The sequence below is a fragment of the Haloarchaeobius caseinilyticus genome (genome assembly GCF_051207395.1).
GTDB lineage: Archaea > Halobacteriota > Halobacteria > Halobacteriales > Natrialbaceae > Haloarchaeobius.
Map to the genome: position 1 here is coordinate 548,880 of NZ_JBPJZC010000001.1, position 13,281 is coordinate 562,160.

Consider the following 13,281-nt stretch of genomic DNA (forward strand, 5'->3'; position numbering starts at 1 on the left):
CACACTCCGACGTCGTCCACGCCGCCCGCCGGGATAGCTGGTCAAACCGACGCGAGCGAATTCCACCACCCCGAACGTTCAGGGTTTCGGGTTCGTCTCATTTATTAGTTTGCTCGAGGAAGATAGCACCACTAAGTTGACCTCCAGAGAGATGGATGAGAGCAAACAAACCTTCATCGTCCGCGCAGACGGTGGGCCGGGAATCGGACTCGGCCACCTCGTCCGCACCGGTGCTATCGCCGCGGAGTTCCTCAAACACGGCTACCGAGTGGTATACGCCACGGAAACGCCGGAGTACGTCGAGGAACTCTGCCCATCAGCCGTCGACATCGTCGAACTTCCCGATAAGACCTTGGGCACGTTCGAACGTACCCTCGACGCCGTGTCGCCGGACGTGAGCCTCGTCGACTCCTACAGGGTCGGAACCGACCACCAGTCGGCGGCGAGAGGTCACGCTGCACGTGCCGGGGTGATACTGGACGATACGCGATTCACCGTCGACTGCGACGTACTCGTCAACGGGAATCTCTACGCAGACGGCCTATCGTACGAGTGGGAAGGCGACGAACCGACGTGGTGTCTCGGACCGTCGTATCTCCCGCTTCGGCAGTCGGTCCGGCGCTGTGCGAGTCAAGCGTCGACACCTCCGTCGCGCCTCGAATCTATCGTCGTCACGATGGGTGGGACTGACATCAAGAACTCGACGCCGTCCATCGTTAGGGCGTTGGCCGGCATCGACCAGCGGATAGATGTCGTCGTCGGCCCCGGGTTCTCGAACATCTCGGAGATACGGGCCGCCGCGGACGAAGTCGAGACGACGGTCAACGTCGTCGAGAACCCGTCGGATATGGCGAAGCTGCTGTACGAAGCGGACGTGGCGGTCAGTGCGTGTGGCAGTACCGTCTACGAACTCCTCGCGCTCGGAACGCCGTTCACCGGCGTCGTACAGGCGGACAATCAGGAGTCAATCGGTGAGGTGCTCGAACAGCAACAACTCGCGACTGTCGTCCGCGAACCAGTCGACATGGCAACCGTTCGTGACGGCGTCGAGACGTTACTCGAAGATTCGGTCCTCCGCCAGCGACGCCAGCGGGAGGGGCGTGCAGTAGTAGATGGTAAGGGAGTCGAGCGAATCTACAACAGACTCACTGGCTCGACGGAGGGTGAGCGACAGTGAGTGACACCGAAGTCGTGTTTCTCGGAGTCAATGATGCCGGGATGCGCATCTACGAGTGGCTCTGTGACAAAGACGGCGTCACAGTCCACGCGTTGGTGACGACGAAAGAGCAACTGTCGCTGGTTGAACGTCTCAAACCGGATTACCTCGTCTCGGTCGGTTATCGACACATCGTCCCACCATCGACACTCAGCGTCCCGTCCGAAGGCTGTATCAACGTCCATCCAGCACTGTTACCGTACAACCGCGGTGCGAACCCGAACGTCTGGAGCATCGTCGATGGGACGCCAGCAGGAGTTACGATACACCAGATGGACGAGAACCTCGACACCGGCGACGTGCTCGCGCAGGAAGAGGTAGACACCACGTTCGCCGACACCGGTAGAACGCTGTACGAGCGCCTCGAAGATGTCCAATACGACCTGTTCGTCGAGACGTGGCCACAAATCGAGGACGACACCGTCTCGCAAACCGCACAATCGGCTGACGAGGGGACCTACCATCGGCTCAGCGACTTCGACGAGTTGTGCAACCTAGACCCCGAGGAGACGACGACGGTTCGGGAGTTACTCGACCGTCTCCGGGCACTGACGTTTCCACCTTACGATAACGCGACCATCGAAATCAACGGCGAGTCGTATTACGTTGACGTCGACATCGAACCCACCAAGGACTGACTCACTCGATGGCGTCCCACGTGATGCCTTCACCTTCCGCGATGTCCTGCGCGGCAGTTCGACCGACTATCTCGTCGTAGAACTTCGGCTCTAAGCCCTTCTCACGCTGTCCGGGACGAAGCACCGCAATCGTCTCGTCCGACAGCGTCGTGCCCGCAGAGATGTCCGTTCGTGCGTGGATTGCACGCCGGGCGATGTCGTGCAGTTCTTTCTCTACGTCAAGGACTTGCTTCGTTCCCGAACCGACGACCGTTTCGGCGTTCCGGATGGCGGTGACCATCTCGTCCAGTTCGTCGGGCTCGAGTGCGAACTCGTGGTCGGGCCCGTCCATCGACTTATCGAGCGTGAAGTGCTTCTCGACGACTCGGCCACCGAGTGCGACTGTCGCGGCGGGTGCCGCAGTCGGGTCCATCGTATGGTCGGAGATACCTGCGAGGACCTCGAACTCCCGCTGGAGCGTCTCGACGACGCCGACGTGAATCGATTCGAGGGGTGTCGGGTACGCGGCGACACACTGGAGCAAGACGAGGTCGTCACAACCAGCGTCGCGGAGTACGTCAACCGCTTCGGCCACTTCGTCAAGCTCGTGCGCTCCCGTCGACATGATTATCGGTTTGCCTGTCTTGGCGAGCGTCCGGAGGAACGGATGGTGCGACATCGTGTAGGAGGCGACTTTCCACGCCGGCACGTACTCGGCGAGTTCGTCGGCCGACCGCTCGTCGAACGGGGTGGACATGAACTGGACATCTCGTTCGTGACAGTAGTCGTGGAGTTTCGGTATCCACTCGTATGGCATCTCCATCGACTCAATTATCTCGTAAATCGACCGCTCGTCGTCGAGATACTCAACGTCGCCACTGTCACGAACGTAGAGGTCCGTCGCACGGAACGTCTGGAACTTCACGGCGTCTGCACCAGCGTTCGCTGCCGCGTCGACGAGTCGCTTCGCCGTCTCGAAATCGCCGTTGTGATTCGACCCGGCCTCTGCGATGACGAACGTCGGACTGTCCGGGCCGACGGTCTGGCCACCGATGTCGATGTCGTTCATGCCAGTAGGTGAGAGAACGGACGACGTAAAACCCGCCGGTGCGAGACGCGCCACTCCGCTGGCGGAGTGACCGAGAATCTACGAGTGATACGCGTGCAGTCGTCGGACGGCCCGGACCACGTCGCCGACGTCTTCGTCGGTCATCTCCGGGAACAGTGGGAGCGAAACCAACCGACAGTACACCTCGTTCGTGACCGGGAACTCGTCCTCGCTGTAGCCGAACTCGTCCTGGAAGTACGGGTGGTGGTGCAACGGGACATAGTGGACCTGCACACCGATATTCTCGTCGTGCATCGCGTTGACGAACTCTTGGCGGTCACAACCGAACGCCTCGGCGTGAATCTCGACCGCACATAGGTGAAACATCGGGTCGGTATCATCGTGGACGACGGGCATCTCGATACCGGAGACATCGGCAAACGCCTCTCGGTAATGCGCCAGTATATCGTCGCGTCTGCCCTTGAACTCGTCGAGACGGTCTAACTGAGCGAGTCCAAGCGCGGCCTGCAGGTCGGTGACGTTGTAGTTGTAGCCCAGTCCCTCGGTGACCTGATACCACGGTTCGTTCTCGTGGCCGGCGGGCGCGTAGTCCATCTCGAACGACCGGAGTGACCGAAGCCGTTCCGCGAGGTGGTCGTCGTCCGTGACGACCATGCCACCCTCTGCAGTCGTGATGTTCTTGACCGGGTGGAAACTGAACACGACCATGTCTCGCTGTGCGCCGATGGGGTCACCCCGGTACGTGCCACCGATGGCGTGACAGGCGTCCCAGATGACCGTCAGGTCGTGGTCGTCCGCGACGTCGAGCAACGCCTCGATGTCTGCCGGATGGCCAGCGTAGTGCATCGGGACCAGGCCGACCGTGTCCTTGGTGATGCGCTCACGAACCGCGTCCGGGTCGAGCGTCTTCGTTTCGGGTTCGACATCCGTGAACACCGGCGTCGCACCCGTATAACTCGCCACGTGCGCCGTCGAAGCGAACGTCAGGGGCGTCGTGATAACTTCGTCGCCCGCGCCGAATCCGGCAGCCCGCCCACAGAGGTGGAGTGCCGTGGTCCCCGACGTCGCCGCGACGGCGTGGGCGACGCCGACGAGGTCAGCCACACGCTCTTCGAACCGTTCGACCGTCGGGCCACGCGTGATGTAGTCGCCGTCGAGTGCCTCGACGACCGCTTCTCGCTCGGCGTCGGTGATGCTCTGTCCGCCGTAGCCGAGGACGCCCTCGCGGACCGGGTCACCGCCGTAGTGTGCGGGACGGTCCGTCGTCATCGTCGGTCGGGATTCTTTCGGAGCCACTCGCGGAGTCGGTCGACGCCCTCTTCGAGCGACACCTCGGGTTCCCAGCCCAGTTGTTCGTTGGCCTTCGACGGGTCACAGAGCAATTTTTGGACCTCGCTCTGGGGGTGGTGGTGTTCAATGTGTTCTATGTCGGTTCCCTCCGAGGCGACCAATTCCGCGAGGTCGTTTATCGAGATGTCGCGGCCGGTTCCCGCATTGACGACTTCGCCGACGACTGCGTCACTGAACGTCGCGTCGATGATGAAGCGGGCACAGTCGGTACAGTAGAGCAAGTCACGGGTCTGGGTGCCGTCACCGAAGATTTTCAGCGTCTCGCCTTCGATGTCGCGACTCGTGAAGATAGAGACGACGCCACCGGCCATGTCCGTCTTCTGGTACGGGCCATAGGTGTTGAACGGACGAAGAATCGTGATTGGGATGTCGTACCCGTGGAAATATCCCTCCGCCATGTCCTCGCCCGCGAGTTTCGACCCGGCGTACGGCGAGGCGGGCTTGACCGGATGGTCCTCGTCGATGCCGGCGTCGCCACCGGCCATGTCGTACACCATGCAAGTCCCGACGAGACCGAGTCGCGTCTCGTGTTCCCGGCACAGTTCGAGGACGTTCTGCGTGCCGACGACGTTCACCTCGAAGTGTTCTTCCGGTTGCTCGAGGCTCTCGTGGACGTCTATCTTCGCTGCGAGGTGGAAACAGGCCTCGACCGTCTCGTCGAACAGCGGTTCGAGGTCCTCGTGGTGACGCACGTCGCCCTCAACGAACGAGAACGATTCGTCGTCGGCCAACGTCTGGATGTTGTCCCGACTGCCGTTCGAGAGGTCGTCCATCCCGCGGACGGTGTACCCGCGGTCCAAGAGGTCGGAGACGACCCACCGACCGATAAATCCTGCCGCGCCGGTAACCACGACCGTTCCACTCATCTGTCCACCCCCAGAGCGTCGTTCGCGTAGAGGAAGTCGACGATTTCATCTTTACCGAGTTTCTGCGCTGGTTCGGACGAGCGAACGATGTCGTCAGTCGCTTCGAATCCGTCGAGTCCGTCGTGGTCGATATGGCCGGGTTCGTCGGCAGTTTCCGGAAGGACCGCGTAGTATCGGTCGCTCTCGTGGGTCCGATACGATTCGCGCTCAGTGACGATTTCCTCGTGGAACGTCTCACCGAGTCGCCGACCGACAATTTCGACATCGATGTCTTCCGGACTGTACCCGAACTCCGGTGCGAGTTCTTGTATCATCGCTTCGGCGAGGTCCTCGATACGAATCGCGGGCATCTTTCGGACGAATATCTCACCACCTTGGGTCTTGCCGATGGCCGTCCGAACGAGGTCCGCGACGTCGTCGAACGTGAGGAAGAACCGAGCCATTCGCGGGTCGGTGAGTGTCACCGGTCCGCCCTCACTAATCTGTTCTTTGAACAGCGGAATCACCGACTGCGAGGAGTTGATGACGTTGCCGAACCGAACAGAAGAGAGTCGCAAATCGGCTTCGCCGGCGTGCTTGTTCCCCGCGATAATCAGTTTCTCGCCGAGGAGTTTCGTCGTCCCCATCGTGTTGGCCGGATCGACGGCTTTGTCACTGCTAGTGAACACGACCCGCTCTACGTCAGCGTCGATGGCGGCGTCGACAACGTTCTGCATCCCGACGACGTTCGTCTGGACCGCCTCAAATGGGTTGTACTCGCAGATGTCGACGTGTTTCATCGCCGCAGTGTGGACGACGACGTCGATGTTCGACATCGCACGGTCGAGTCGCTCACGGTCACGAACGTCCCCGGCGAGGTACCGGAGTCGGTCGTCACCGTGTTCGGCCCGAATCGCAGAGAGACTCGGTTCGTTGTTGTCGAACACTCGAAGGACAGCCAGGTTGTCTTCGAGAAGTCGAGGGATAAGTGCTCTCCCCACGGAGCCTCCGCCTCCGGTGACCAGTACGTTTTTGCCCTGTAGCATTGAGAGCAAATAGACGAAAGCAGTAGATTAATCTGGTGATGTACCCAGAACCGAGTCCCCCTCCGAAACCGTTGAGGACTATTCCACCGTCACACTCTTCGCCAGATTTCGCGGCTTGTCTATCGGCCGCCCGAGTTCGTCGGCGATGTGGTAGGCGAAAAGCTGTAGGTAGACGTTGGCCACTAGCGGTTCGAGGACGCCCAGTTCGGGGACGGTGAATTCTACGTCAAGGTACTTCGTGGTGTCGTCGAGCGAGGAGACGCCGACGACGGGGGCGTCACGGGATTCGACTTCTTTGACGTTGTTGAGGCTCTTTCGCGGGGCCGCTCCGTCGGTCAACACGGCGACGACGGGTGTCTGGTCGGTGACGAGCGCGAGCGTCCCGTGTTTCAACTCGCCGGCGGCGAAGCCTTCGGCGTGGATGTAGGATATCTCCTTGAGTTTAAGTGCGCCTTCGAGCGAGACGGGCCAGCCGAGTTTGCGGCCGATGAAGAAGAACGCGTCGCTGTCGACGAACTCGGCAGCGACGTCGCGTGTCCGTTCTTCGTCGTCGAGGACCTGCTGGACCGCACCCGGCAGTTCCCTGAGATTCGAGAGCAGCGAACTCGCCCTGTCGCCCGAGAGGGTGCCACGCTGGCGGCCGAGATACACCGACACCATGGTCAGCGTCGCAACCTGTGCGGCGAACGTCTTGGTCGCGGCGACGCCGATCTCCGGCCCGGCCCGGATGTACACCACATGGTCCGCATCACGGGCTGCGGTGGAGCCGACCATGTTTGTGATGGCCAATGTCCTCGCACCGGCGCTGGCGGCCCGACGCATCGCGGAGAGCGTGTCGGCCGTCTCGCCGCTCTGGGTGACGGCAACGACGAGCGTCCGCCACGGGTCGCGGCCGCCGCTGAACTCGTACTCGCTCGCGGTTTCGACGGTGGTCCGAACGTCCGCGAACTGTTCGAACAGGCGGGCCGCGTAGCGGCCGGCGTGGTTCGAGGTGCCACAGGCGACAATCTGTATCTCCTGCAGGGAGCTGAGATACTGTTCGGGCAAGTCCAGTTCGAGGTCCACGTCGCCGGTGACGGTGTCGAGTCGCCCGGAGAGCGTCTGGCGGAGGGCCTGCGGTTGCTCGTGAATCTCTTTGAGCATATAGTGGTCGTAACCACCTTTCTCGGCCGCTTCGGCCTCCCACTCGACGGTCTGGACCGCCCGGTCGGTCCCCTCACCGTCGTGAAACACGGAGACGCCATCGGTCGTGAGGTGTGCCACGTCCCCGTCTTCGAGGTAGGACACGTCGCGGGTGTGTTCAAGAAACGCGGTAACGTCGCTGGCGACGAACGCCCCGTCGTCGCCGTGGCCGACGACGAGCGGGCTGTCCCGTCGTGCGACGACGAAGCCGTCGTGGCCGCTGGCCGTGACGGCGATGGCGAAACTCCCGTCGAGGCGAGCAATGGTCGCCTCGACGGCCGACCGCAGGTCGTGGTCGTCGGCGAGGTACTCCTCGACGAGGTGTGGCACGACTTCGGTGTCGGTCTCACTGGTAAACGTGTGCGAGTCGAGTTCCGCCCGTAGCGCCTCGTAGTTGTCGATGATACCGTTGTGGACTACGGCCACTTCACCGTCCTCGTCGGTGTGTGGGTGAGCGTTCACGTCGGTCGGCTTCCCGTGCGTTGACCATCTAGTGTGACCGATGCCACAGTTTGACGGATGGGTTTCGGGTACGTCGAGGTCGTCGATTTCGCCCGATTTCTTGAACACGTCGATGCCATTTTCGTTCAGGGCGATGCCAACGGAGTCATACCCTCGGTATTCGAGATTTTTCAGTCCCGTCGCAACGATGGGCAGAGCGTGGTCGTTGCCAACATAGCCGATGATGCCACACATGGTTACCCTCGTCGAACCTCCACATTCGAATCAACAGCACCGCCAACAGTCGTGCCGGTGTCGACGAGACTCGAGTCCCCAAGAACAGTCCCGCTTTCGAGGACGACGCCGTCGCCGACGTGGGCGTTGTCTCCGACGACGGCTCCGAGCGATACGTCGTCGTACGCTATCCCGTCTACTACCATCGACGCGCTTCGGCCAGCCACGGTGACGTTCGCCCCGACGCTGGCGTTCTCGCCGACGACGCAGTCGCGCAAGACGGTCCCCGGCCCGATTGTCACGTCGGGATAGACGACGACGTTCGAGAGGACGACGTTCGCGCCGACGGTGACGTTGTCACCCAACGTCGTCCCGGGCCGAATCGTCGTGTTCGCGCCGATTCGCACGTCGGTTCCGAACGCAGTCGCGGCGGCGACCACGGCGCTTTCTTCGACGGTCGCAGTGTCCGAGAGAGGCGTGTCGAATCGGTCGATGACCCGCCGCGAAACGCCGGGGACGTCCCAGAGATAGGAGATGTCGAGCCACAGCCCACGGTATCTCACCGCGCGAACGCCGTTGTCCGCAATGTACCGGTCGACGACAGCAGTGATGCCGAGTTCACCGCCTTCGTCGCGCTTGCACGCGCGGATATAATCGAACACGGATTCGTCGAAGCGGTACACGCCGGCGTTGATGATGCCGGACGGAACGCTCGTCGCTCGTGGTTTCTCGGTCAGCGCCGTGACGAATTCCCCGTCGACGTCCACGACGCCGTACGAACTCGGCTGGTTCGAGCGCGTGACGGCCATTGTCATCCCGTCGGTTGGTCGGTCGACGTCGAGCGTCGCCGAGACGACTGTTGACTCCACGATTCGGTCGCCGTTGAGGACGACGAACCCGCCGTCGATAGCCTCCTCGGCCTGCAGGACGGCGTGGCCGGTGCCGAGTTGCTTCTCCTGTACCGCGTACTCGATGTCGACGCCCCAGTCGGCTCCGTCGCCGAAGTGCGTCTGTATCCGCTCTCGCTTGTAGCCGACGACGAGCATGATTTCTTCGATACCAGCCTCGGCGACTGCCTCCACTACGTACTCAAGTAGTGGCTTGTTGGCGATCGGAAGCATCGGTTTCGGTCGTCTGTTCGTCAGTGGTTCCAGCCGCCGACCTTCGCCAGCGGCGAGTATGACTGCTTTCATTATCTCTGGCTACTGTGCTGGCCGTGTCATTGGAAAGGGGGTGTCACGCTCGCACAGCAACAACGGTTGCCCCAGCTGCAGTGTGAATCTCAGTTGACTTCTTCGCTCGTCCGTACCCCGGCCTCGAACTCTCCCTGTAACCGTCCTTCAGCCTCGTCCCGATCCTCTGGATACCCGATGTCCATCCGCCACCCATCGAGCCTGATCGCGTCGATAGTCCTCCCACTGCGAATCAGCAGGTCAACGGCGTCGGAGATTTCGTACTCGTCGCGGTTCGACGGCTGGACGAGGTGGCAGGCGTGGAAAATCGCCGGCGTGAACGTGTAGAAGCCGGTCATCACGAGGTTCGACGGCGGGTCCTCTGGCTTCTCAACGACCTCGGTTATCTCGCCGTACTTGTTCGTGTTACAGACACCGTATCGGCTGGCGTCCTCCCACGGGACCTCCTCCACCAAGAACGCGGCGTCGGCCCGGTCCTCCTGCTGGCGGCGGACGACGTCTTTGAGGTTCGCCTGGAAGATGTTGTCGCCGAGCATCAGCATGAAGTCGTCGTCAATGTGCTCTTCCACGGTCAAGAGCGCATGCGCCAACCCGTTCTGTTCGCGCTGGTGCGAGTAGGTAATCGGGATGCCGTCGAACTCATCGCCGTAGTGGCTGATTATCGCCTCTTTCTTGTAGCCGACGACGACGACGAACTCGGTCGCGCCGAGGTCGCGCAACTGCTCAAGACAGTGCGTAATAATCGGCTTCCCGGAAACCTCGACCATCCCCTTCGGTTTGTCTTCGGTCAGCGGTCGAAGCCGGGTGCCTTTCCCAGCGGCGAGGACGACTGCTTGCATACCACAACGTGGTCGGTCGGGGGGATAAATACTTTTAGCCCGTCCCTGTTCTAGCACAGAGCGTCTCAGCGGGCATCGAACAGGGGGATGGCGACCGGTAAGTTGTCTTCGACTGTCTGTCTGAATTCTGTCGAGAGAGTTAGAAGCGTCCCAAAGTAGACTCCAGCTCCGGCGCCTGCAAGTGGCACCACGACCAGCAGGGAGTCGCCTATTGCGATGCGACCGACGTAGACGACGAGCGCCATCAGTCCTGCAGCTACCCACTGTTTCGAAATTTCCATCAGTGGCACGTCGAAGTCCAAGATCGACGAGGCGTAATGGTGGCTGAGTACGAGAGCAATGCCCGCCGATATCGTCGTCGCGGCCGCTGCTCCGTACCAACCGTATTCTCCCGTCAGTGCGACGTTCAGGATCAGGTTCACCAGCACGAATACTAAGTTGATACGAAATGTGAGTTCAGGGCGGTCGATCGCATCAATGATGCCGACGAACTGTTCTTCGTAGCTGTACAACAGCCGTGCGAACACGAGGACGATGAGGATGTAGTAGCCCGTGGAAAACCCATCCCCATAGACGGTGAGAACCACGTCACCGAGCAGTGCTGACCCCACGAATCCTGGCACGATGAATAGTCCTGCGTACGTCAAACTCGTCCGCAGCAGACCACCTATCTCGTCATTGTGGCCGCCAGTGGACGACAGTTTGCTGATCTCCGGGAACAGCGTCTTTCGAATCGACAAGCCGAAGATGGCGAACATCGACGCCAGATTCCACGCCACCCCGTAAACGGCGATGACGCTGTTGGCTACAAAAAACCCGAGGACGATCGTGTCCATCGACATGAAAGTCCGTCCTTTCACCGACGAGAGCCACGAAAATTGCGCGTACGAGATGATTCGATCGAAGTCTGCTCGCTCTGGTCGCGAGATTGGTATGGTTACGAAGTACGAACCGACGATGAACGCAACCACACCACCGAGGAAGTAGCCAGCGAACGCACCCGCCAACTCGAAACCGTACACGACGAGTGCTATCTGTACGCTGCTTCTGACGACCACCTCCACTGGTGAGAGGATGCTCGACACGTGCACGAGATGCTGCCCGTCGAGAACGCTGTTGACGAGGCCCGCAGCCAACCGAGCAAACAATAACGCGATGACGACGAGAGCAGCGTCGACGCCCAGATACGACGTTAAGTACGGTCGGGACAACCAGATAGCTACCGCGACCACGGCGTAAAGACTCACCTGAAGAAGTGCTCCAGCCACGACGTAGTTCCCATCGTCGGCCTCGCTCACTCGCTTCCTAATCGACGTTGTCAGTCCGAGATTTGCGGGTATCGCTGCCCACATTATCACCGAGAGAACCAGAACGTAGGTTCCGTAACGACTCTGTCCGAGAGTTTGAGTAAGTATTACAGTCGCGATGAACCCGAAGAGTGGGACGGATAATCGCGAAAGAAAATCGATTATCGAAGTGTGTCCAAATCTCATGTCGACGTTACGCGAACGGGCGTTCACGAACTCGTATCCATCCCACCCGTATCAATACCACGCTTCCGCCTATGGACCCGACGAGTCGACAGCAACTCTTTTGCACCCCCACCGTCCACATCCGGCCAATGCCGGATAGCGACGACGTGTGCGTACTCGTCCCCACCTACAACGAGGCGGCGACCATCGGCGAGGTCGTTGAGGGGCTCAGAGCCGAAGGGTTCGAGAACGTGCTCGTCATCGACGGGCACTCGACGGACGAGACGCGGGACATCGCGGAGGCCGCTGGTGCACGCGTCGTCACGCAGTCCGGGTCTGGCCGCGGGGCGGGCAAGGGCGAAGCCGTCCGGGAAGGTGTACTCCACCACATCGAGAGTGAGTTCGTCCTGATGCTCGACGGCGACGGAACCTACCGCGAGGAAGATGCACACGCGATGCTCGAACCCCTCCATGCTGGCCGAGCAGAACACGTCGTCGGCGACCGATTCGCCGACATGGAGTCGGGGGCGATGACGACGTTGAACCAGCTCGGGAATCGGATGATAAACGCGGGGTTCAGCACCATCCACGGGAAGAACTTCCGAGATATCCTCAGTGGGTATCGGGCGTTCACTCGCGAGTCGTTCGAACGGATGACGCTCAACGCGGAGGGGTTCGGTATCGAGACGGAACTCGCCGTCGAGTGTGCGAGACACGACATTCCGACGGCGGTCGTGGACATCACGTATCTCGCGCGGCCGGACGGGTCGGAGACGAATCTTCGACCGTTCCGTGACGGTGGGCTCATCTTGTTGACGCTGTACCTCCGGGCGAAGACGCACAACCCGCTGTTCTACTTCGGCAGTCTGGGTGGCCTCGCGGGACTCACGAGCGTCTTCCTGGGCATCTACATCGCCTACGAGTCGTTCTTCCGGGGTATCGACCACAACATCCTCGCATTGCTCGCGGGGGTCTTGCTGTTGCTCGGTGTCCAGTTGTTCATGTTCGGTGTCCTCGCCGACACCATGGTCTCCTTGCATCGAGAACAGCGGAGTCGGCTGGAACGAATCGCCGAGCGGGCCGAGGTCTCTGGCGGGTTGACCGAAGAGGCGGACGATTGAGACTCGGCGAGTCGTCGCCTAGAACGGGAGAACCGACCGCACCTGTTCGACGACGCCGCCATCGCTGCCAGTCCGTCGTGCCTCGAACACTGGGTGAAGCGCGTTCAACAGGTCTCGTTTGTGCTCGAATCGCTGCTGTTCGGTCTGCGTGAGCGCGTCCCCGAGCGACATCGTTCGGCCGCGGGTGTCGTACGCGACCTGTGCGTCGCCGAGTGCCTCGCGGAGGCGTTCTTTCGTAACCGGATACGATACGTCAGTGTCGGCGAGGAGTCCGTCCACTGCCACGATGCCGAACTCGGTCACCGATGCGTCGCTCGTCTCGTTCGTAGGTGGCCGCATCCCCATATCTGGGCTCACATTATGACTCCGGGCAGAAGGTTCTTGGGTCGAAACGTCCTTGCTGCGTGACCGTCCAGAGTGGAGTATGACCGACTACACCACGGTCTCGATTCCGAAAGACCTCGCCGACCGCGTCGAAGAGACCATCGAGGGGACGAGTTTCTCGTCCACGTCGGACCTCGTTCGGTTCCTCTTGCGAAGCATCGTCATCCAACACCAGCGGTCGGGTGGCCTCTCGGAGAAAGAGTTCGAAGAGATCACCGAGCAGTTGCGCGACCTCGGCTATCTGGAGTAATCGGCTGGCCCTCTCAGTCGGT

At 61.0% G+C, this 13,281-nt stretch carries 13 protein-coding genes; 4 read left to right on the forward strand and 9 right to left on the reverse strand.

What is annotated here, in order from left to right:
* Positions 1–151: 151 nt before the first annotated feature.
* Together pseG and ACSC1P_RS03000 are read left to right on the forward strand one after the other, a co-directional pair.
* A complete protein-coding gene (pseG, locus tag ACSC1P_RS02995; protein ID WP_435358646.1) occupies positions 152–1,177 on the forward strand; it encodes a UDP-2,4-diacetamido-2,4,6-trideoxy-beta-L-altropyranose hydrolase in 1,026 nt (341 codons plus the stop codon).
* The gene (locus ACSC1P_RS03000; RefSeq protein WP_435358647.1) at positions 1,174–1,854 is read left to right on the forward strand and encodes a methionyl-tRNA formyltransferase; all 681 of its coding nucleotides are present in this window, start codon (positions 1,174–1,176) and stop codon (positions 1,852–1,854) included. The genes pseG and ACSC1P_RS03000 overlap by 4 nt, the downstream gene beginning before the upstream one ends.
* A 1-nt stretch (position 1,855) precedes the next feature.
* Here the strand turns inward: ACSC1P_RS03000 and ACSC1P_RS03005 are convergent, their stop codons facing one another.
* The 8 genes from ACSC1P_RS03005 to ACSC1P_RS03040 form a co-directional block, all read right to left on the reverse strand.
* Entirely contained in the window at positions 1,856–2,902 is a 1,047-nt protein-coding gene (locus ACSC1P_RS03005) for an N-acetylneuraminate synthase family protein (RefSeq protein WP_435358648.1), read from the reverse strand.
* 78 nt (positions 2,903–2,980) lie between these two features.
* The gene (locus ACSC1P_RS03010; RefSeq protein ID WP_435358649.1) at positions 2,981–4,171 is read right to left on the reverse strand and encodes a DegT/DnrJ/EryC1/StrS family aminotransferase; all 1,191 of its coding nucleotides are present in this window, start codon (positions 4,169–4,171) and stop codon (positions 2,981–2,983) included.
* A complete protein-coding gene (locus ACSC1P_RS03015; protein ID WP_435358650.1) occupies positions 4,168–5,118 on the reverse strand; it encodes an NAD-dependent epimerase/dehydratase family protein in 951 nt (316 codons plus the stop codon). The genes ACSC1P_RS03010 and ACSC1P_RS03015 overlap by 4 nt, the downstream gene beginning before the upstream one ends.
* Positions 5,115–6,143, reverse strand: a complete 1,029-nt coding sequence (locus tag ACSC1P_RS03020; RefSeq protein ID WP_435358651.1) for an SDR family NAD(P)-dependent oxidoreductase — start codon at positions 6,141–6,143, stop codon at positions 5,115–5,117. Before ACSC1P_RS03020 ends, ACSC1P_RS03015 begins: the two co-directional genes overlap by 4 nt.
* 78 nt (positions 6,144–6,221) lie before the next feature.
* Positions 6,222–8,021 carry a glutamine--fructose-6-phosphate transaminase (isomerizing) gene (gene glmS, locus ACSC1P_RS03025; protein ID WP_435358652.1) on the reverse strand — a complete coding sequence of 600 codons (1,800 nt, stop codon included), beginning with the start codon at positions 8,019–8,021 and terminating at the stop codon, positions 6,222–6,224.
* Positions 8,022–8,023: 2 nt separating this feature from the next.
* Positions 8,024–9,193 (reverse strand): sugar phosphate nucleotidyltransferase, encoded by a 1,170-nt coding sequence (locus ACSC1P_RS03030; RefSeq protein WP_435358653.1) that lies wholly within the window; start codon positions 9,191–9,193, stop codon positions 8,024–8,026.
* An 89-nt stretch (positions 9,194–9,282) separates the two neighbouring features.
* On the reverse strand, positions 9,283–10,032 hold the full coding sequence (aglF, locus tag ACSC1P_RS03035; protein ID WP_435358654.1) for a UTP--glucose-1-phosphate uridylyltransferase AglF: 750 nt from the start codon (positions 10,030–10,032) through the stop codon (positions 9,283–9,285).
* 65 nt (positions 10,033–10,097) lie between these two features.
* On the reverse strand, positions 10,098–11,525 hold the full coding sequence (locus ACSC1P_RS03040) for an oligosaccharide flippase family protein (RefSeq protein ID WP_435358655.1): 1,428 nt from the start codon (positions 11,523–11,525) through the stop codon (positions 10,098–10,100).
* A gap of 128 nt (positions 11,526–11,653) precedes the next feature.
* On the opposite strand from ACSC1P_RS03040, the gene aglJ reads away from it, so the two are divergent.
* A complete protein-coding gene (gene aglJ, locus ACSC1P_RS03045; protein WP_435358656.1) occupies positions 11,654–12,625 on the forward strand; it encodes an S-layer glycoprotein N-glycosyltransferase AglJ in 972 nt (323 codons plus the stop codon).
* Positions 12,626–12,643: 18 nt separating this feature from the next.
* On the opposite strand, the gene ACSC1P_RS03050 is transcribed toward aglJ, so the two are convergent.
* Complete coding sequence (locus ACSC1P_RS03050) at positions 12,644–12,982, reverse strand: DUF5789 family protein (RefSeq protein WP_435358657.1); 339 nt, start codon at positions 12,980–12,982, stop codon at positions 12,644–12,646.
* A 67-nt stretch (positions 12,983–13,049) separates the two neighbouring features.
* Here ACSC1P_RS03050 and ACSC1P_RS03055 point away from each other — a divergent pair, with 67 nt between their 5' ends.
* Entirely contained in the window at positions 13,050–13,259 is a 210-nt protein-coding gene (locus tag ACSC1P_RS03055) for a ribbon-helix-helix domain-containing protein (RefSeq protein WP_435333092.1), read from the forward strand.
* Positions 13,260–13,281: the final 22 nt, after the last annotated feature.